General features: G+C 36.9%; 18 protein-coding genes. 13 read left to right on the top strand and 5 right to left on the bottom strand.

Going from position 1 to position 19,486, the window contains the following annotated elements; all coding sequences use genetic code 11:
- Positions 1-64 precede the first annotated feature (64 nt).
- Both argF and ACYQ0E_RS09885 read right to left on the bottom strand, forming a co-directional pair.
- Positions 65-973 carry an ornithine carbamoyltransferase gene (argF, locus tag ACYQ0E_RS09890; protein ID WP_460188062.1) on the bottom strand — a complete coding sequence of 303 codons (909 nt, stop codon included), beginning with the start codon at positions 971-973 and terminating at the stop codon, positions 65-67.
- Positions 974-977: 4 nt separating this feature from the next.
- Positions 978-2,159, bottom strand: coding sequence for an acetylornithine transaminase (locus ACYQ0E_RS09885; protein ID WP_460188061.1), 1,182 nt, complete (start codon positions 2,157-2,159; stop codon positions 978-980).
- A 432-nt stretch (positions 2,160-2,591) separates the two neighbouring features.
- Here ACYQ0E_RS09885 and ACYQ0E_RS09880 point away from each other — a divergent pair, with 432 nt between their 5' ends.
- Positions 2,592-3,518: a branched-chain amino acid transaminase gene (locus ACYQ0E_RS09880; RefSeq protein WP_460188060.1), complete on the top strand. Its 927-nt coding sequence runs from the start codon at positions 2,592-2,594 to the stop codon at positions 3,516-3,518.
- Between the two features lie 46 nt (positions 3,519-3,564).
- Entirely contained in the window at positions 3,565-3,777 is a 213-nt protein-coding gene (locus ACYQ0E_RS09875) for a zinc-finger domain-containing protein (RefSeq protein WP_460188059.1), read from the top strand.
- A 549-nt stretch (positions 3,778-4,326) separates the two neighbouring features.
- On the opposite strand, the gene ACYQ0E_RS09870 is transcribed toward ACYQ0E_RS09875, so the two are convergent.
- The 3 genes from ACYQ0E_RS09870 to ACYQ0E_RS09860 are packed head-to-tail and all read right to left on the bottom strand — an operon-like array spanning position 4,327 to position 7,685.
- Positions 4,327-5,274 carry a lysophospholipid acyltransferase family protein gene (locus ACYQ0E_RS09870; protein WP_460188058.1) on the bottom strand — a complete coding sequence of 316 codons (948 nt, stop codon included), beginning with the start codon at positions 5,272-5,274 and terminating at the stop codon, positions 4,327-4,329.
- Entirely contained in the window at positions 5,271-7,019 is a 1,749-nt protein-coding gene (gene msbA, locus ACYQ0E_RS09865; protein WP_460188057.1) for a lipid A export permease/ATP-binding protein MsbA, read from the bottom strand. Before msbA ends, ACYQ0E_RS09870 begins: the two co-directional genes overlap by 4 nt.
- A 3-nt stretch (positions 7,020-7,022) precedes the next feature.
- Positions 7,023-7,685 carry a fused DSP-PTPase phosphatase/NAD kinase-like protein gene (locus ACYQ0E_RS09860; RefSeq protein ID WP_460188056.1) on the bottom strand — a complete coding sequence of 221 codons (663 nt, stop codon included), beginning with the start codon at positions 7,683-7,685 and terminating at the stop codon, positions 7,023-7,025.
- A gap of 144 nt (positions 7,686-7,829) precedes the next feature.
- On the opposite strand from ACYQ0E_RS09860, the gene ACYQ0E_RS09855 reads away from it, so the two are divergent.
- From ACYQ0E_RS09855 to ACYQ0E_RS09805, 11 genes are all read left to right on the top strand, one after another.
- On the top strand, positions 7,830-9,443 hold the full coding sequence (locus ACYQ0E_RS09855; RefSeq protein ID WP_460188055.1) for a phosphoethanolamine transferase: 1,614 nt from the start codon (positions 7,830-7,832) through the stop codon (positions 9,441-9,443).
- On the top strand, positions 9,440-9,811 hold the full coding sequence (locus ACYQ0E_RS09850) for a diacylglycerol kinase (protein ID WP_460188054.1): 372 nt from the start codon (positions 9,440-9,442) through the stop codon (positions 9,809-9,811). Before ACYQ0E_RS09855 ends, ACYQ0E_RS09850 begins: the two co-directional genes overlap by 4 nt.
- 4 nt (positions 9,812-9,815) lie before the next feature.
- Complete coding sequence (gene rfaD / locus ACYQ0E_RS09845) at positions 9,816-10,784, top strand: ADP-glyceromanno-heptose 6-epimerase (RefSeq protein ID WP_460188053.1); 969 nt, start codon at positions 9,816-9,818, stop codon at positions 10,782-10,784.
- An 11-nt stretch (positions 10,785-10,795) separates the two neighbouring features.
- Positions 10,796-11,857, top strand: a complete 1,062-nt coding sequence (gene waaC / locus ACYQ0E_RS09840) for a lipopolysaccharide heptosyltransferase I (protein ID WP_460188052.1) — start codon at positions 10,796-10,798, stop codon at positions 11,855-11,857.
- Between the two features lies 1 nt (position 11,858).
- Positions 11,859-13,019: a capsular polysaccharide export protein, LipB/KpsS family gene (locus ACYQ0E_RS09835; RefSeq protein ID WP_460188051.1), complete on the top strand. Its 1,161-nt coding sequence runs from the start codon at positions 11,859-11,861 to the stop codon at positions 13,017-13,019.
- 4 nt (positions 13,020-13,023) lie between these two features.
- Entirely contained in the window at positions 13,024-14,145 is a 1,122-nt protein-coding gene (locus ACYQ0E_RS09830) for a polysialyltransferase family glycosyltransferase (RefSeq protein WP_460188050.1), read from the top strand.
- Positions 14,139-15,053, top strand: a complete 915-nt coding sequence (locus ACYQ0E_RS09825) for a glycosyltransferase family 2 protein (RefSeq protein ID WP_460188049.1) — start codon at positions 14,139-14,141, stop codon at positions 15,051-15,053. The genes ACYQ0E_RS09830 and ACYQ0E_RS09825 overlap by 7 nt, the downstream gene beginning before the upstream one ends.
- A gap of 40 nt (positions 15,054-15,093) precedes the next feature.
- A complete protein-coding gene (locus tag ACYQ0E_RS09820) occupies positions 15,094-16,116 on the top strand; it encodes an NAD-dependent epimerase (protein WP_460188048.1) in 1,023 nt (340 codons plus the stop codon).
- Complete coding sequence (locus ACYQ0E_RS09815) at positions 16,103-17,092, top strand: glycosyltransferase family 2 protein (RefSeq protein ID WP_460188047.1); 990 nt, start codon at positions 16,103-16,105, stop codon at positions 17,090-17,092. Before ACYQ0E_RS09820 ends, ACYQ0E_RS09815 begins: the two co-directional genes overlap by 14 nt.
- Positions 17,089-18,153 carry a glycosyltransferase gene (locus ACYQ0E_RS09810; RefSeq protein WP_460188046.1) on the top strand — a complete coding sequence of 355 codons (1,065 nt, stop codon included), beginning with the start codon at positions 17,089-17,091 and terminating at the stop codon, positions 18,151-18,153. The genes ACYQ0E_RS09815 and ACYQ0E_RS09810 overlap by 4 nt, the downstream gene beginning before the upstream one ends.
- Before the next feature lie 108 nt (positions 18,154-18,261).
- Positions 18,262-19,485 (top strand): O-antigen ligase family protein, encoded by a 1,224-nt coding sequence (locus tag ACYQ0E_RS09805; protein WP_460188045.1) that lies wholly within the window; start codon positions 18,262-18,264, stop codon positions 19,483-19,485.
- Position 19,486 lies beyond the last annotated feature (1 nt).

Raw genomic sequence — 19,486 nt, 5'->3', positions numbered from 1 at the left:
TCCCGCATTTGAAAGGTTTCAATTTGCGGGATTTTTTTGGCTTAAATAAAATTTTTAGTCGATGCTATTTTTTAGACATCAAAAACTCAAGTAAGGCTTTTTGGGCGTGTAGTCGATTTTCGGCTTCATCCCATACAACGGAATCGGGCGCATCAATAACGTCTGCTGTAACTTCTTCACCACGGTGAGCAGGTAAGCAGTGCATGAAAAGAGCATCTGAATTGGCTTGCGCCATGACTTCTTTATTCACTTGATAATCGGCAAACGCTTTTTCGCGTAGTTTTTGTTCTTCTTCTTGTCCCATGCTCGCCCAAACATCGGTAGTAATTAAATCAGAATTTTGAGCGGCTTCTAATGTGTTGCGTACAATTTGTACTCGATCACTGTGTTTATTAACTAAATCCATATTTGGATCATAACCTTCTGGGCACGCAATGCGTAAGGTAAAGTCGTATTGAGCAGCAGCATTAATATATGAATGACACATATTGTTACCATCACCAACCCAAGTCACGACTTTGCCTTTAATGCTTCCGCGGTGTTCTTGATAGGTTTGCATGTCGGCTAATAGCTGACATGGGTGGTAGTCATCGGTTAATGCATTAATAATCGGCACAGAAGAGTGCTGAGCAAACGTTTCGACAATATCGTGACCAAAGGTACGAATCATAATGCCATCGACCATGCTGGAAATGACACGAGCACTGTCTTCTATGGGCTCACCACGACCTAACTGAGTATCGTTTGAAGATAAAAAGAGTGCGTGACCACCTAGTTGGGTCATGCCTGCTTCAAATGAGATACGTGTGCGAGTGGATGATTTTTCAAAAATCATTGCCAAAGTTTGATTATTAAGCGGTTCAAAAATCTCGCCTGCTTTGTGCATTTTTTTAAGTTCAATCCCACGATGCATGATTTGTTGCAGTTCATCTGGGGTTAAGTCATTTAGGGTTAAAAAGTGTCTTACGGTCATCTTTCTAATCTTTCTGTTTATTTAAATAATTTTTAATCAAAGAACTTAATGTTTCGATTAAATGAGTAGTTTGTTCATCGCTCATAACAAACGATGGTAATAGACGTACGGTATCGCCACGCGTTACGTTAATCAATAAGCCTTGTTCTAGTGCTTGGGCAACTAAGTCACCACAAGGTTGGTTAAGTTGTATACCAATCATGTAGCCTTTACCACGAATATCAACAATAGCACTTTCATCTTTAAGGTTTTCTTTAAAACGGTTAAGAATTAATTCACCTTTTTTGGCAACAGCTTCAATAAAACCGTGTGTTTCAATGGTGTTGATAACCGCTAAACCAGCCGCACAGGCTAAAGGGTTTCCGCCAAAAGTGGTACCGTGATTGCCTGGAGCTAGTACTTGTGCAGCCTTACCATGTGCCATACAAGCACCAATCGGTACACCATTTCCTAGGGCTTTTGCTAATGTAACAACATCTGGTTTGATATTTTCATGTTGAAAAGCAAACCAACGACCTGTACGGCCAATACCGGTTTGTACTTCATCAAGCATGAGTAGCCAGTTATTGTTATCACAAATTTCTCTGAGTTTAGCTAGGTAACCAGCTTGAGGTACGTACACTCCACCTTCACCTTGGACGGGTTCAAGTAAAATAGCGACTATATTGTGATTATCGGAATGCTGTTTAACTGCTTCAATATCATTATAAGGCACACGAATAAAGCCCTGCACTAATGGTGCAAAACCTTCTTGTACTTTAGGATTGCCTGTTGCGGAAAGGGTGGCCAGTGTTCTACCGTGAAAACTGTTTTCCATCACAATAATTGCAGGGTTCTCTATATTGTTTTGATGTGCATATTTACGAGCAATTTTAATGGCGGTTTCATTGGCTTCTGCACCGGAGTTACAGAAAAACACTCGATCCATTCCAGAATGACTAATAAGCTTATCCGCTAATTTAGTTTGGTTTTCAATCTCGTAAAGATTTGATGTATGAATTAAGTTTTGGCTTTGTTCGCAAATAGCCTCACTAACGTTTGGATGAGCGTGCCCAAGGCTACAAACGGCAATGCCGCTAATTGCATCAAGATAGGTTTTACCATCCGTGTCTTGTAAAGTAGCGCCGTAACCTTTTTTAAAAGTCACTTGCATTCTTGCATAGGTATTCATTAAATGGTCTGACATAAATTTTTAACGTTGGCGTTATTCGCCAAGCAGTCACTCCGTGAACAAATGAGATTAAATAAACAAAAAAAGCAACCTGAGAAGGCTATTTATAAAAACCTAGTATGTATTCTCGTTAAGAATGACAACTGGTTAGATGTTTATAAATAGTTTCTGCAAGGTTGCTTTTTTGAGGTTGCGTGTAGACATTTAGTAATGTCTAGGTATATACATAGTAATGTCTAGGTATATACATGCTTTCAAACAAATAATTTTAGCGAATTTTAAAAAAAATTCAAGTCCTATTGATTTTGATAAGCAAAAAGTAGCATATATAGTATAAAAATGTGATTTTTAATACAAAATTTGTGAATATTCAATTTAGTAAGCGTGTATTTGAGATAAAATGTCTTTCTTAAATAATTTATGAAAGTTTGGTTGGAGAATTTGTTAATGCAAACGATGGCAGATAGAGATGGTGTAATTTGGTTAGATGGCGAAATGGTTCCTTGGCGTGAAGCAAAAGTTCACGTATTAACTCATACGCTGCATTATGGAATGGGTGTCTTTGAAGGGGTTCGTGCTTATGAAGCCGAGCAGGGTACTTCAATATTTCGACTAGACGCTCATACAGATCGCTTAATTAATTCTTCAAAAATTGTTAGCATGGCCATGCCTTTTGACAAAGAAACTTTAAATGAGGCTCAAAGAGCAGCAGTTAGAGAGAATAATCTAAAGTCAGCCTATATTCGACCAATGGCCTTTTATGGCTCAGAAGGGATGGGGATCCGTGCTGATAACCTTAAGGTTCATGTTATGGTTGCTGCGTGGGAATGGGGTGCATACATGGGTGAAGAAAATTTAACCCGTGGTATTAAAATTGCCACTTCATCATTTACCCGTCACCATGTAAACGTGACTATGACCAAAGCAAAATCAAATGGTTCATACATGAATTCAATGTTAGCTTTACAAGAAGCGGTAAATCACGGTTGTGATGAAGCTTTATTGTTAGATGTAGATGGTTATGTTGCCGAAGGTTCTGGCGAAAACTTCTTTATGGTAAAAGATGGTGTTTTATATACGCCTGAACTAACTTGTTGTTTAGATGGTATTACTCGTAAAACAATTATGACATTAGCCAAAAAAATTGGTCTTGATGTTATAGAAAAGAAAATTACACGTGATGAAGTGTATATTGCTGACGAAGCATTCTTTACCGGTACAGCGGCAGAAGTAACGCCTATTCGTGAATTAGATAATCGCCCAATTGGCATCGGTTCACGTGGACCTATTACCGAAAAGCTGCAAACTATGTATTTTGATATTGTTCATGGCCGTTCTGAAAAACATTTAGACTGGTTAACAACCGTTGCTTAATTTGCGGATAACTTTTGTTTAAAAACACAGAATCTTGGAGATATTAATGAGCGGAAACTCAACAAATTCTAAATCATATTATGAGGTAACTTATGATGATTTACCTTTGCACTGCCCAACTGATGATATGAGTAAGTGGAATTCACACCCACGAGTTTTTTTACAAATAGAAGAAACTGGTCATGCAAAATGCCCATATTGTGGTGCGGAGTACGTCTTAAAAGATTTTGATCCAGAACATCATAAAGGTCATCACTAATTTTATATATTATTTATTCACCACGAAGTCACGAAGACACGAAGTTTTTTTAAATGAATTATCGTTTCTATTTAGTGATGTTAATTTAGAAAATTCACACCGTCATTATCGGGCTTGACCCGATAATCTATAAAAGGTTAAAAGATCCTCTGGTCAAGCCAGAGGATGACGTTGTAGTTTTTAAAGCATTAATTTCATATTTTTTGCAATTTACCAGGCCTGGTAAAACGCATTTAGTAACCATAACTAAGTCGTAATTGTTGATACCGTTACGGCTTTTTTTGTTTTATGTTATCTATTTACCACGAAGTCACGAAGACACGAATTTTTTTAAAAAAAACTACGATTTTTATTTTGCCGTGTTGGTTAATCATTGTTGTTGAGGTTTTTGAATCATTTCTAATCAAAAATATAGAAGTGCATTCAATAGACGACGGTCTTAAGTGGTTAAGAAGATGGTATTTTAAGTACTCTTTTAAATCTTCGTGCCTTCGTGACTTCGTGGTTCAATTCCACCAGGCCTGGTAAAAAGGTTTTATTTTGAATAGCTTAATAGTCTTTAAGATTCCAACGATTGTGAACCCATAAATACTGGCTAGGATTGCGGCGAATTTCTTCTTCATATATATGATGTAGTCTGAGGGTGTCTTGGTAATCATCGCCGGATGGAAAGTTTTCTAAAGCGGGCATAAACTCTAGTTCATATTGATTATTATCTAAGCGCCTGGTAAAGGCGGGCACTACTGTGCAACCCGTCATTTTGGCTATTTTTGATGTAGCAGGATTGCTTTTGGCTGATACCCCAAAAAAAGGCACTTCAATATGGCCTTTTGCGCGATAGCGTTGGTCTGGTAACAAAATCATGACTTTGCCAGCTTTTAAAACTTTAAGCATTTGTCGAGTGTTATTTTTAGAGACAGGCTCTACATGTTCACCATTATCAAGTTGTATTGAACGACCCTTGCCAATAAGGTAATCCATAAGAGGGTTGTCGTGAGGGCGATACACCGTATAGTAATTAGTTAAGAATGAAACAAACAGGCCTGATAATTCAACGGTTGTAAAGTGGGGGCTAAGTATTAATACCCCTTTACCTTGCTGTTGAGCTTGATGTAAGTTGTGCTCACCAATAAAGTTCACCATACCTCTTTCAAACGCACTATTGTGGTTGTGTTTATGATTTCCCCACCAAACAATGGTCATCTCAATGACAGCGATGCCTATAGAGTTAAAATGTTCTTTAAGGATTTGATTACGTTCTATTTCAGTTTTTTCTGGAAAGCATAAATCTATGTTGGCCTTAGCTAAACGGCGGCGTTTGCCCGCAATCAAATAGATAATTTTACCGAGTAATTTACCTACTTTAAATTTTTGTTTGTAGGGGATAAATGCCAATAACCGTAATAAACCTATACCTAACCAAATCCCCCAGTATTTTGGGTGCAGGAACTGGTAACTAAACTCAGGTACATGTTTGGTTTTTGAAGTTTTGCTCATAAATCGTCGGATCCTGCTTGTCCTTGGTTATACAGTTGAGAATAGGTACGTTTGTTTCTTAGTAGGCTGTTATGGTCGCCTTGTTCAATAAGTTTACCGTGTTCCATCACCACAATATTGTCGGCATTTTCTATGGTGCTTAAACGGTGGGCAATAACGATCACGGTACGGTTATGCTTAAGCACTTCCATAGCGCTTTGAATCATATTTTCGCTTTTGTTGTCTAGGGCAGAGGTGGCTTCATCAAAAATCAAAATAGGCGCATTTTTTAAAAAGGCTCTAGCAATGGCTAAACGTTGACGTTGCCCACCTGAAAGTAGATTGCCATTTTCGCCAATATTTGTGTCTAAACCTAAAGGAAGTTTTTCAATAAATTCCCAAGCATGGGCGGCTTTGGCGGCGGCAATAATCTCTTCACGTTCGGTTTCTGTTTTTCCGTAAGCGATATTAGCGGCAACCGTGTCATCAAATAGGGTAACTTTTTGGCTAACTAAGGCGATTTGCTCTCTTAAAAAATGACGATCTAAAGATTGAATGTTTTGACCATCTAATAAAATTTCACCCTCGTTGGTATCGTAAAAACGAGTGAGCAGATTGACTAAAGTTGACTTACCACTGCCTGATTGACCAACCAATGCGGTGGTTTGGCCTGCTGGAATAGTGAGTGAGAAATTATTAAGAGCGGCATGATCACTATTTGGGTATTGAAACTGAACGTCTTTAAGCACAAGAGTGCCTTTTGTATTGGCAAGTCTTTCTTGTCCAAGATTGGTTTCATTCGGTTGGTCAAGTAGTTCAAAAATACTTTCTGACGCCGCCATGCCTTTTTGAATGGTTTCATTAATACTGGTTAAACGGCGAATAGGCTCAAAAATCAGAGCCATGGCGGTAATGTAAGATAAAAGTTCACCCGTCGTAAACTGGTTTTGTGCAGACATTTGTAAAGCAAAATAAACCACCGCTGCCAAAGCAATCGCGGCTAATACCTGAACTAAAGGTACATTGAGTGCCGAAACCTTAGTGACTCGCATAGTGTTAGTGAGTAATTCATGAGCGGTTTTTTGAAAACGGTTTTGCTCATACTCTTCAGCACCAAAAATTTTAATATCTTGATGTGCGGTTAAGCTTTCTTCTAAACGCTGAGTGAGTTGTCCCATATTCTTTTGCATGTTTTTACTGGACTGACGCATCATTTTACTGGCTTTATCAATAATAAAAGCCACTACAGGCCCTATAATAATCAGTAATAAAGTGAGTTGCCATGAGATATAAAGAAGCCAGGCAATAAGTGCAATAATCGTTAAACTATCACGAATTAAAGTTACCCAGGCGGTAGACAGAGCGGTGCTGGCCTGTGGTACATCATAGGTGATTTTAGACATTAATTTACCTGTGCCGTAACTTTGAAATACACCAAAAGGTAAGTGTTGCATTTTGTAGTACATATCTTCACGAATTGCCAAAATGGCCTTTTGGGCAATCCATTGGCTAAAGACCTTACTAAAATACTCAGCAACCCCTTTAATAATAAAAATACCGGCCAGTAATAGCGGCATTTTTACAAAAGAGTCGGGGTCTTTAGCAATAAGGCTTTCGTCCACTAACTCTTTTAAAACCCAAGCCGTAGCAGGTTCCATAACGGCAATGGTGACTAAGGCCAATAAAGTAATAGCAATCATGCCTTTAAAAGGCAAAATGTAATTCAATAAACGGCGATATAGTGTAAGTGTGGCGCGATCTAGCATGAATTATTCTCGGTGAAGTATTTTATTAACTACAATATTGGCCCAGCTAGAACTGTGAAATTCGCTGTTTAACTTGGGTTTATCGTAATGATTTTCTAGCCAGTCTAAAAACTCAGTGTTTGGGTTTTGTTTTTTATATTCAAGGTAATTATCAAAAAAGTAATCTAATTTACCTGTTTCTGCCCAACGAAAATGACCGTATTTCATGCTTAATTGTTTTAGGGCATCTTCTATAGATTGGTGTTCAATAAATAGTTTGTAAAACACACTCATCATGCCAGCTCTATCGGCACCAGATTTACAGTGAATTAAAATGGGATATTCTGCATTTTCTAAAATTTCTTTAGCTTGCAAAACTTTATCAATATCCGGTAAGGAACGTGAAGACATTGGATGGTTTATTAACGTAATGCCATATTTATCACAAGCTTCTTTTTCAAGAAGGTAAGCCCCCGTTGTATCGGCACGGCGCATACTAATAATGGTTTTAACACCGTACTTATAATGCAACTTTTTTACAAAGCCAGGCGAAGGGTGGTTGCTGCGGTAGGCATTGCTAGAAAGGGCGTAGAAATTTCTAAATACGCTGCGCAAAAATTCATGGTCTACAAACCAAGCGTGCAAATAAGCTTTAGAACGTTTCCAAAATGAATTGAGTTGGGTCATTCTTAATAATTTCTTACGGATTAAGTTGCGGGTATTTTACCCTTTTATTGACCTTAAATGATAAAATCACGCTTTTGTTGGCTCAGCCTAAATCAATTTTTAATCTATTTTTATAGATTTATTTTTATATATAAAGGGGTAACCGTGTCTAAAGTGTTTCGTTCTCATTGGTGGCCAGTCTTTTTTGTATTGTTTTTTCCTTTACTCATTATGTACATATACTCTGATTTTATTCGTAGTTCAGAACTTAATGCACGTTTGGGCTGGCTTATTCTTTTAGGCGGTTTAGCTTATCTTTTTAGACACACGATTCTTCAAAAAATTCTTTTAGGCGTTATTTTTCTATTTGTTATTTCGGGCAGTTTGGACATTCTTTATGCGGTGACGTTTGGTGGTGTTTTTGTTAGCGCCACCTTTGAGGCGATGGCTTTAACCGATAATCACGAAGCCTTAGAATTTTTGCAAGCCTACGCGAGCCTAGCAAATATTGGAATCTTATTGCTCTACTGGGTGATTGCCTATTTTTCATTAAAACGTATTTTATTTAAAGAGGCTGAACTAACGCGTGAGAAGATTTTTGCAGGCCTGGGTGTATTAATGCTGTTAGTGGCTATGCAACAAATTCATGAACGTGGCAGAACCTTTGACGTACTTCCTGGTTTTAGCGGTGTGGCAATTGATTATATGGATAATCATGAATCGATAGATAAAGTGATTGCAAACCGAGTGGCACTTTATAAAAACAGCCCATTTACCGCAACGTTAAAATCAACGACACCGCAAACTTATGTGGTTGTGGTCGGTGAGGCTTTAGGGCGAAACCACATGTCTTTATATGGCTATGATCGAGACACGACACCTAATTTAAAAGCCTTAGGTTCTGAAGCGATTGTCTATAAAAATGCTGTATCAGCATTTGCTCAAACTAAACCCTCTTTAAGTGTGAATTTAACTGAAAAAGATACGGTTAATCATAAATCTTTGGCCGAATCGATTAGTTTGATAGGTGTATTTAAGCGTGCAGGTTTTAAAACCTTTTGGATTTCAAATCAACAACCCCTTAGAGTGCCCACTAAGCCAATGGCAACCATTGCAGATGTCCAGCACTTTATAAGTAATGACTTTCATGGTGTTGAAGTGAATCGTTATGATGGTTATTTATTACCAAGCATTAAAAAAGCCATTGAAGACCCTGCACAGCATAAAGTGATTTTTGTTCACTTAATGGGCAGTCATTTACAGTATGAAGATCGCTTTCCGCCAGAAAAATTGATATTTAAGGATAGTGTTGGAGTACATGCTTATACTAAAGATCCTTCATCTTCGCAGTTAGATTACATTAACGCTTATGATAATTCGGTGCATTATACGGACTACTTTTTGGGGCAAGTTCTGAATGATTTAAAAGCCGTAAAAGGTATTGCGGGTATGACTTTTTGGTCTGATCACGGGGAAGAAGTGTTTGATAAAAAAGACTTTAAAGGTCATGGTCCGGATGGTGTCACTACGAATATGTTAGAAATACCGTTTCTGTTCTGGCGTAACCAGGCCTATGAAAAAGCGTTTCCTGACATTAATAAAACCTTGTTAACGCATACTCAAGCCCCCATTATGATGGATGACTTTTTTAATATCGCTCAATGCATGATTCCGGTTGAGAGTAGTTTACAAAACAAGGCCAAATCACTTTGTTTACCAACCTATAAAACGAAACCAAGAATTGTTTATGGTAAAAATTATGATAAAGGGTTGAAATGAAATCACCACACTCAGGACTAAGTCGTGTTTTTTACGCCGCAGGTTATTCCTGGAAAGGTTTTAAATCCACCTGGAAACATGAAGCGGCTTTTAAACAAGAAGTAATACTTTTTGCATTAATGACACCGCTTGCGTTTTGGATAGGCGATAATGCATCCGAAACCGTGATTTTAATTGCTGTTTTGCTTATTGTTTTGGTGGTTGAATTGCTAAACTCAGCCGTAGAATCCGTTGTAGATCGTATTGGTGAGGATTATCATAAACTATCAGGTCGAGCCAAAGACCAAGGTTCGGCTGCGGTGTTTTTATCTTTTTTTATCGCCATTTTAGTTTGGGGCGGTTTTATTATTTCAAAGATTATGGGTTGAAAAAATGATTGTTGTAACAGGTGGAGCAGGGTTTATTGGTAGCAATATTGTTAAGGCGTTAAATGAACAAGGACGCACCGACATTATTGTGGTGGATAACCTAAAAAATGGTAAAAAGTTTATCAATATCGCCGATTGTGATATTGCTGATTACCTAGATAAAGAAGATTTTCAGCAGCGAATTTTTGCCGAACAAGGTTTGCCAGATATTGAAGCGGTTTTTCACGAGGGTGCTTGTTCTGCCACCACCGAGTGGGACGGAAAATTTATGATGGATAATAACTATGAGTACTCAAAAGATGTACTTAATTATTGTCTTAATTGGGGAATCCCATTCTTTTACGCTTCATCCGCCTCTGTATACGGCGATGGTCCAGATTTTATTGAAGATAGAGCCTACGAAAAACCGTTAAACGTTTACGGTTACTCTAAGTTTCAGTTTGACCAGTATGTACGACAAATCTTACCGAAAGCAAAAAGCCAGATTGTAGGTTTTAGATACTTTAATGTTTATGGTCCAAGAGAACAGCATAAAGGTGATATGGCCAGCGTAGCGTTTAAACTGCATAACCAAATTTTAGCGGGAGAAAAGCTTAAGCTTTTTGGTGAATATGATGGTTATGGTGCAGGCATGCAAACCCGTGACTTTGTTTATATTGAAGATGTGGTTAAGGTCAACCTTTGGTTTATGCAACACCCAGAACAATCGGGCATTTTTAATTTAGGGCCTGCGGCAGCCGAGCCATTTAAAAATATTGCCGAGGCCGTGATTGATTTTCATGGCAAAGGTGAAATTGAGTACATTCCGTTTCCCGAACATTTAAAAGGGGCGTATCAAAGCTTTACCCAAGCAGATAATTCAGCCTTAAGAGCGGCGGGTTATAACGAACCTTTTAATGATGTGGCACAAGGTGTTAAAAAGTATTTAACTTGGTTAACCGAAAACCCAACCGTTTTAAATTTTACAAAGTAAACCAATAAAATATGCGAATTCTGCTCATTAAAATGTCCTCAATGGGAGATGTGTTTCACACCTTTCCTGCGTTGTCGGATGCTCAAAACAATTTACCACACCCCGCAAGGGGGTATAAAGGCCTGGTCATTGATTGGGTGGTAGAAAAGTCATTTGCAGAAATTCCAAAATGGCATCCCGTCGTCGATAAAGTCTACCCGATAGAATTGCGAAAATGGCGTAAAAACCTTCTAAAAAAACAAACTCGCCAAGAAATCAAAGCGTTTTTTGAAGAGATAAATCAAACGCAATACGATTTGATTATTGATGCTCAAGGGTTGTTGAAAAGTGCCTGGGTAGCCAGAAAAATTAAGACCAAAACGGCAGGTTACGATTGGCAAAGTGCTCGTGAACCGTTAGCTACGTTGTTTTATCAATTTAAGTATCCCGTTGCTAAAGAGCAACATGCCATTTTACGATTACGCCAACTGATTGCTCAAAGCCTGAATTATGCTTTGCCAGACAAGGCTCCAATTGTCTACGGATTAAATACCCAGGCCTGGTCAAAACCGAGTTTAGTCACGAAACAGTTTGCTGAACAAGATTATTGGGTGTTTTTACATGGCACAACCTGGGAAACCAAATATTGGCCAGAAGATTATTGGGTCGAGTTATTACAAAAAGCCAATGACTTGGGTAAAAAAGTGATTTTACCGTGGGGAAACGCCGAAGAGCATGATCGAGCTAAACGTATTGCTAATAGCGCTAAAAAGTCTGATGTTTGGGTACCACAACAAATGTTAAGCCTAAATGATATGGCTAAAACACTTAAAAATGCCCAAGCCGTTGTGTCGGTAGATACAGGCCTTTCTCATGTTGCCGCCGCTTTAGAAGTGCCAATGGTGGTGTTATATCGAGTAACCGACCCTAAATTAGTGGGAGCAGATGGCGCAAAAGTTACGCGTTTAGCATCACCCTGCGCACCAGGTTATATCAAACAATTTACTGATAAAGATCAAGAAGCTCTTTCGTTACAAGGTTTGAGTGTTAATAATGTTTTAGACGCTCTTTCTCTAAAGTTGCAAGGCAAATAAAATGAAATCAATGGTCTTTTTTGCAGCTAGTCGAGATCAACGGAAATATTTTTCTGAACTGAGTCAACATCTAACTATGCAAGGTGACATTGGCAGTAAAGTGATTTGGTACAAGTCGCTTAAAAGACCATGTTTTTTTGTGAAATATCCTATTCAGGAATTATGGCATCAAGCCCAATTTTTAACGATTCGCAAACAAAATAGTCGAAAAGGTAAAAATTCTCCTGGTTTTATTTGGCCAATATTTACTTTTATTTCTTTTATTCAAGCCTGTTGGTTGTATGCGATTTACAGTGCTTGGTTACAAAAAACGCCTTGTGAATTTATTGGTATTTGGAATGGCAAGAAATTTCGTCAAGCAGTTTTGGTTATTGCGATCAATGCCATGAATAAAAAGGCAATTTTTTTTGAAACAGGGCCTTTACCCGGAGTTTCCGCGATTGATCCAAAAGGGGTTAATTTTTATAGTTCAATACCTAATGAGGTGTCGTTTTATTTAAATAGAACCCTGTCAGGAAATATTGAAAAAACTGTTCAAAAATCTGAAATTACCAGGCCTGGTAATTTGCCAAACAACTTTATTTTAGTGCCATTTCAAGTGGTTGAAGACAGCAATATTTACCTTCATTCGCAATGGATTCGCCATATGCGGCAACTGTTTGCGGTATGCAAATCGGTTAGTGAACAATTAGACAATAAAATAACCTTTGCTTTTAAAGAACACCCCGCTTGTGATGAGCAATACGACGATTTAAGAGCCCAACAAACTCCGCAGCTTCAGTTCATTGACGGTTTTACAACTTCAGAATTAATTGAGTATTCTGATGCAATTATTACGGTTAATTCAACCGTGGGGATTGAAGGTTTACTTGCCCGTAAAAAAGTATTTGTATTGGGTGATGCTTTATTTGGAATTGAAGGGATTAGCTTTTTGGCAAGTTCAGAAAAAGACTTATTAGATTATTTACAAAATCTAGATGGGTTAGAGTTAAATGAAAAAGCCATTGCGAGCTTTATAGATTATTTAACATACGATTATGCTATTCCACAAAATGCAATGAAAGAACCGGGTGAACCGCATTGGCAAGCCGCCAATAAAAGGCTTTTGTTATTGTTGGATGGTAAAGTTGCTAAAGCGTTGAATTTACAAGGTAAAGGGTGATGATTTGTCGGTTTCTAATACAGTTATAAAAACGCTCTACCTGCCATCAACCCCTCTTAATATTTTGGTAAGCAGTGCTTTGGCTGTTCATAATTTAAAAAATAATTCAAATCATCAGCTTGCAGAAATTTGGTTAATTGACCAGAAAAATACCGACAACAATCCTTATTTTAAAGCTTTAAAAGGTTGGAAAAATTCACCTTTTCAATATGTTTCTATTTTTTCAGCAGGCTCAGGTGATACCTCTACTAATAAGAAGCAAACAAAACGAGAGAGTCGTAAACAAAACTTTTTAACATTAACCAAAGAATTACAGCGCTTTACTCCGAATCAAGTAGCAGTTGGTAGTGATCGACGTGTTGAGTTTCAGTTTGTTATGCAGACATTGGTTAAAAAACGGCATTCTGTTTTAGGGATTTATTTAGACGATGGTCTCTATTCTTATGTAGGCAGACCCTACCATTTTATAAAAGATGGCGTAAATGCCTTACTTAAAAAAATTGCCTATGGTTTTTGGTGGCAAGAACCTAAGACCGTAGGTGCTTCTGCTTGGATTGACCAGGCCTGGTTATTTTCACCCGAACATGCATTTGCGGCTTTGCAATCTAAGCGGTTATACACATTATTGCCAGATTGGTTTACCTGTTCAGAAATGCTTGAATTAAGCGCATTGGTGGCACAGCAATTAGATTACGATACCGCTGGTTTGTCTAATGTTAATGTTGTGATGTTAATTCCACATCCTAATAACATAAAAAAAATGCCAGGGTATGAAGCGCGGATTCAAACCCTGGTAAAACACTTGTCAGGTAATGGCAAAAAAGTGGCTGTAAAGTACCATCCGCGTTCATCTAAAGATGATTTTTTGTCTTTAAAAGAACATGGAGCAGTAGATGTAATTCCTGCTCAGTTGGCATTTGAATTTTGTTTACCGTTGTTTAGTCAAGATTGCTTGGTAGTGGGAGATGTGGGTACGGCTTTGTTAAGTTGTAAGTGGTTAAGGCCTGACTTAACCGTGGTGGCCGTTTTAGATGAAAGTGATCCATTTCAAAAAAAGTTTATCTCACTGAGCAAGATGATGGGCATTAATGTAACAAACCAAATTGAGGATGTAATCCAATGCTAGAAAGCATTAAATATTTTTGGCAGATCCGTCAATCAAAGTCTGATCAAGACAAACTTATTATGAGTATTTTATGCCGTAATGAAGTGGATATTATCGAAGCCAATATTAAAACCCATGCAAATTTAGGGGTAGATGGGTTTGTGGTTATGGATAATGGCTCTACCGATGGCACTAGAGAAAAACTAACTGAATTATCTCAGCAATACAATATTCATATTATTGACCAGGCCTCCCAAACTTATCAACAAGCCAAATGGATGAAGCAATTGGCCTTTTATGCACGCGATAAAATGAATGCTCGTTGGGTAATTAGTAACGATGCAGACGAGTTTTGGATTCCAGAAGAGGGTGATTTAAAATCGTATTTAATGGCAAATGATTCCGTGGTAACGGTAAAACGTAGCAATATGCTGTTAACAGAAGATGCTTTATCTTCTGATTACCATTTTACAAAAGCGCAACACAGGGTTCTTTACCCAATTTGTTATGACAGAGAAGTGCAAAAAAATGATGATCAAATATCTATGTTACTTGTACCAATCAGCCCAAAAGTAATAGTGAACCCCAAAGGTCTTATTAAACTAAGTGGTGGTAATCACAGGGCAAAACATATTGGTAAAGTGTTTACGGCAAGAAATGAAACCAGTATTCATGTCTATCATTATCCTATTCGCTCTTTTGATCAGTTTGAAGCCAATATTAAACACCGAGCAGAGTTATTGAAACTACCCAATGCCAAAATGGGTGACCACTACAGGCGCTGGGTCAGGCTCTATCAAGAAGGTTCTTTAAAAGAAGAATTTAATCGATTTATATTAAGCAATGAACAATTAGCTGCTTTTACGGAATATAGAGTTGCTTTAAAAGACAATAAACCGAGTCAAGCCATCTTAAAGGCATTACAATAGTGTGCTTGAATTATTACGTATCTGTTAAAGAGGCACATAGATGAATATTTTAGTAACAGGATCTGCTGGGTTTATTGGTTTTTACCTTACTCAAGCCTTATTAAAGCAAGGTCATTCAGTTATCGGTATTGATAATTTAAATGATTATTATGATGTCTCACTAAAACAAGCTCGTTTAGATTTTTTAACGCAGTTTTGTGAAGAAAATCAGCTTCAAGATAAGTATCAGTTTATTAAAATGGATATTGCCGATAGAGAAGCAATGCACGCACTATTTGCAAATAATCCATTCGATAGAGTGATTCATCTAGCGGCTCAAGCTGGAGTTCGTTATTCAATTCAAAACCCAAATGCCTATGTCGATTCCAATTTAATTGGTTTTGTAAATGTATTAGAAGGCTGTCGTCAGCAACAAACCGCACACTTAGTTTATGCCTCATCGAGTTCAGTTTACGGTATGAACAGCAAAATTCCATTCTCAACCGATGACAGTGTTGATTATCCTATCTCTTTATATGCGGCGACCAAAAAATCCAATGAGTTAATGGCACATACATATAGCCATCTCTACAACATCCCAACGACTGGATTACGTTTCTTTACTGTATATGGTCCTTGGGGGCGTCCTGATATGGCATATTTCTCATTCACTAAGAAAATATTGAATGGCGAAACCATTGATGTCTTTAACCATGGACAAATGCAACGTGATTTTACCTATATCGACGATATTGTCGAGGGCATCGTTAGAGTCATGGAAAGAATTCCAGCAAGACAATCCAGTGAGTTTTCAACGGCAGAAGCCCCCTACAAAATCTATAATATAGGCAATAATCAACCTATTACTTTAGAGCGATTTATTAATGCCATTGAAGATGCCGTGGGTAAAAAAGCCATTAGAAATAACCTACCCATGCAAGCAGGGGATGTACCCAGAACCTATGCAGATGTGAGTGAACTAATGAAAGACGTAGATTTTAAACCTGCTACAGAGATTGAAGTTGGGATAAAACGTTTTGTAGATTGGTATTTAATTTTAGGAGTTAATTGTGTCAGTGCTTAGTGATTTGAAATCTTATCTGTTTGGATTGCCTACATATTTATGGTATAGAAATAACGCCAGTGAAATTAAACTGGCAATGGCTATGCAAGTAAAAGATGAAAAAGATATTGTGGAACTGAATATCCGCTACCATGCTTTAAAAGGATGTAAAGCATTTTTTGTTATGGATAACAATTCTACGGACGGGACAGGAGAAATTCTTAAATCATTGAAGTCAGAATTTAACATTCATTTATATTCTGATCTATCAATTAATTTTTCTCAATCGAAAAATATGACTTTTTTGACAAATGAAGCACGAAAAAACGGTTATGACTGGGTTATTGAAAATGATGCAGATGAATTTTGGTATCCGCACAGCAAAGATCTGCTATGTGGATTGGATAGAAGACAGACGGTTCTAAGAGCGAAGTTATATCATATGCAGGCTAGAACAGAAGATGCTGAATATTGGTGGCGTAGCAACATAAGGACACAACATACTTTACACTACGATTTTTCAAATCCTGATTTAAAAGCGGAAGAAACAAATATCCGCTTAGGGGCAGGTACGCATAAGGTTATGGTGAATACTCGAGGGTTTGTGCGTGTCACAGGAGGTCAGCATTCTGCTCGCCATAGTTGGGATAAATTAAAAGGAAGAAAATCTTGTGGTTTAAACCATAATATAACTATATTTCATTTTGGAATAAGAGGATATCAACAATTTGAGAGAAAAGTAAAAAACATTAAGATTTCTGTTGAGTACTCCAATCAAAATGGAATAAAAAACGGATTTAGTCGATGGGCTTTACTTTGGATGAATTCTTTTAATGCTGGAAAACTAAAGGAATCATATGAGCGTTTAATGATTAATTCAAACTGTGTGGAATGTTTAAAAGAGATAGGTGTTCTTGTAGAGGATAAGCGTCTTTTAATGGATAAAGATTTTAGGTTGGCTTTGAAAACAACAAAAACAGAAAAGTTTGACATATGAAAATATTAATTGTAGCTAATGGCATTGTCAGAGCAGGTGTTTCAAGAGTATTAAGTTTAGTTTCTCAAGAATGGGCCAAAGAACATGAAGTAAGCATCAGTCTTTTTAAAAAAAGTGAACTGGTTTACCCTTTAGGAGGAGAAGTCATACAGCATGGTATTCCTTTTAGAGGAAGTATTGCTAGCCAAGTCTATCACTTATATCGATTACTAAAAAAAAACAAATATGACAAAATTTATGGGTTTTCTGAAGATGCAAATTATCCTCTTGCAGTGGCTGCAAAGCTAGCTGGTGTTGCAGATAAAACAATTTTGACGGTTCATAATCCTGTACAAAAATTTTCAACCAAGGTTCAACGCCGAGTAAGAAAACATTATTCCACTGTTGGCGAAGTTATAGCGGTTTCTAATGGTGTAAGAGAAGGCTTAATAAACCTTGGCGTTTCTCAAGAAAAAGTAATTTTTCGACCAAACCCCATTGATTTGAAAATGGTTGATGAAAAGTTAAAAGATTTGTCACAAGTAAAGTTGAATTTAATAAAGGATAATATCAATTTTGTTGGTGTTGGCCGTTTGCATAAGCATAAAGGGTTTGACATGCTTATCAATGCATTTTCAGAGGTTTTAAATACTATACCAAATACCCATCTTACAATAGTTGGGGAGGGTGAAGAGAGAGTAAACCTTGAATCTCAAATTAGACACCTTAAATTGCAAAATAAAGTCACCTTAACGGGAGCAATTGAAAACCCTTTTGCAATTATTAAAGCTTCAGATATATACGTTATGTCTTCAAGGTTAGAAGGCTGGCCCCTAGTTTTAATGGAAGCAATGGCTGTTGGTAAGCCTGTAATATCTTTTAGTTGTCCAAATGGGCCTGATGAAATCATTCAAAATGAAAAACAGGGTGTATTGGTTGAAAATGAAAATGTGGATGAGCTGGCCAAAAAGATGATTGAATTAGCTTCAGCACCAGACAAGTGGGATTCAATGTCAAAAGAATCAAGAAAACGCATGGAATCATTTGATGTTTCCGTGATTGCAAAAAAATGGCTAATTTGAATTATATAGAATACGGTAATAACAATTTTTTATAAACAATAACTACATTTTCTTAGCATGTTACATGGTTTCTATGAATATGTTAGTCAGTTTTCCAGGATTTGATTAATGATTAAACTAATGTCTTTAATAGTATTATTTGCTTTTGTACTTAGTGGTATTCTTTATAAAGGTGTTGACACTTTTTATCTAATTATTATCTTTGTAGGAGCTTATGCTCTATACAATGAAAAAAAGAAGATTTCTTTTGAACTTAAAGTATTTTATCTGCTCGCTTTGGTGCTCCTCTTCGTTATAAGTTTATCTGTATTAACTCATGATTGGCATGATTTTTTTGAATGGCGTTTTAGTGCTTTTCAATTATTGCTTTTCATACCTTTAATTGGAGTGTTTGCATATTTAGTATTTGATTCAGTTGAGCTTTTTTGGAAAATATTAATTATCTCCAGTTTATATACTTCATTTTGGCTTCTTCTATTATTCTTTAATTGGCCTGTCGAGAGGGATACTGGCTATTTATCTATTGCAATAAGCAGAGGTAATATGGGTATGTTATTTGGTTTAATGGCAATGGTTTCATTTTTTGCTTTACCAAGTAAAGTTTGGAAGACTTTAGCTGTATTAGGTTTTATTAGTGGTGTTGCTCTGAGTATTATTTCAGGTTCACGGGGTGGTTGGCTCGCACTCCTGATTTCGATGTTTACATTAACCTTTATTTTTTATCGTTTTGGTAAAAAAACAGAGTTTAAAAGTTTGGTTGTCATTCAACTTTTTGTAATGGTTTGTTTGGTTGTGTTTTGGAAAGAGCTACCTTTACAAGATAGGGTGCATCAAGCTTTTATTGATATAAAAAATTATTTCGACGGTAACCCTTTCTCATCAGTTGGATATAGGTTGGAGTTATGGAAAGCTTCTTACTATGCTTTTTTAGAAAAACCCTTGCTTGGTTGGGGTTGGACAAATTTTGATCTTGCACAACAATTTGTATTTGATAATGGACATATTGCTCCAATAAGATATTTTGGACACCCTCATAATCAATATTTCCTATTTTTAGTAGAAACTGGGTTGATAGGCCTTCTATCACTGTTAGCCTTTATGCTTTGGCCTTTTTGGGTTGCTATTCGATATATAAAACAAACTAAAGAGTTTAATAGCACTATATATTTAGCTATTTTGGTAATGGTTGTTACAGAATCAATTCTAGAATTTTCATTAACAGATGATTCTTTTTCTCAAAAGTATTTTATTTTTGTCTTTTTGATAATAAGTTGCTTTAGTCTTATAGCCTTTAGACGAAGACATCTGAGTTCTATTAATAGTGAAATATGAA

The sequence above is a fragment of the Thiomicrorhabdus hydrogeniphila genome (assembly GCF_054656895.1).
The sequence above is the reverse complement of the archived record's forward strand: the minus strand, read 5'-3'. Positions and strand labels throughout refer to the sequence as shown.

Excerpts from the sequence above, each read along its gene's own strand:
- ACYQ0E_RS09835 (WP_460188051.1), top strand. The coding sequence starts at position 11,859 with ATGAAATCAATGGTCTTTTTTGCAGCTAGTCGAGATCAACGGAAATAT.
- ACYQ0E_RS09870 (WP_460188058.1), bottom strand. The coding sequence starts at position 5,274 with ATGAGCAAAACTTCAAAAACCAAACATGTACCTGAGTTTAGTTACCAG.
- ACYQ0E_RS09860 (WP_460188056.1), bottom strand. The coding sequence starts at position 7,685 with ATGACCCAACTCAATTCATTTTGGAAACGTTCTAAAGCTTATTTGCAC.
- waaC (WP_460188052.1), top strand. The coding sequence starts at position 10,796 with ATGCGAATTCTGCTCATTAAAATGTCCTCAATGGGAGATGTGTTTCAC.
- ACYQ0E_RS09880 (WP_460188060.1), top strand. The coding sequence starts at position 2,592 with ATGCAAACGATGGCAGATAGAGATGGTGTAATTTGGTTAGATGGCGAA.
- rfaD (WP_460188053.1), top strand. The coding sequence starts at position 9,816 with ATGATTGTTGTAACAGGTGGAGCAGGGTTTATTGGTAGCAATATTGTT.
- msbA (WP_460188057.1), bottom strand. The coding sequence starts at position 7,019 with ATGCTAGATCGCGCCACACTTACACTATATCGCCGTTTATTGAATTAC.
- ACYQ0E_RS09825 (WP_460188049.1), top strand. The coding sequence starts at position 14,139 with ATGCTAGAAAGCATTAAATATTTTTGGCAGATCCGTCAATCAAAGTCT.
- argF (WP_460188062.1), bottom strand. The coding sequence starts at position 973 with ATGACCGTAAGACACTTTTTAACCCTAAATGACTTAACCCCAGATGAA.
- ACYQ0E_RS09850 (WP_460188054.1), top strand. The coding sequence starts at position 9,440 with ATGAAATCACCACACTCAGGACTAAGTCGTGTTTTTTACGCCGCAGGT.
- ACYQ0E_RS09885 (WP_460188061.1), bottom strand. The coding sequence starts at position 2,159 with ATGTCAGACCATTTAATGAATACCTATGCAAGAATGCAAGTGACTTTT.
- ACYQ0E_RS09810 (WP_460188046.1), top strand. The coding sequence starts at position 17,089 with ATGAAAATATTAATTGTAGCTAATGGCATTGTCAGAGCAGGTGTTTCA.
- ACYQ0E_RS09805 (WP_460188045.1), top strand. The coding sequence starts at position 18,262 with ATGATTAAACTAATGTCTTTAATAGTATTATTTGCTTTTGTACTTAGT.
- ACYQ0E_RS09875 (WP_460188059.1), top strand. The coding sequence starts at position 3,565 with ATGAGCGGAAACTCAACAAATTCTAAATCATATTATGAGGTAACTTAT.
- ACYQ0E_RS09820 (WP_460188048.1), top strand. The coding sequence starts at position 15,094 with ATGAATATTTTAGTAACAGGATCTGCTGGGTTTATTGGTTTTTACCTT.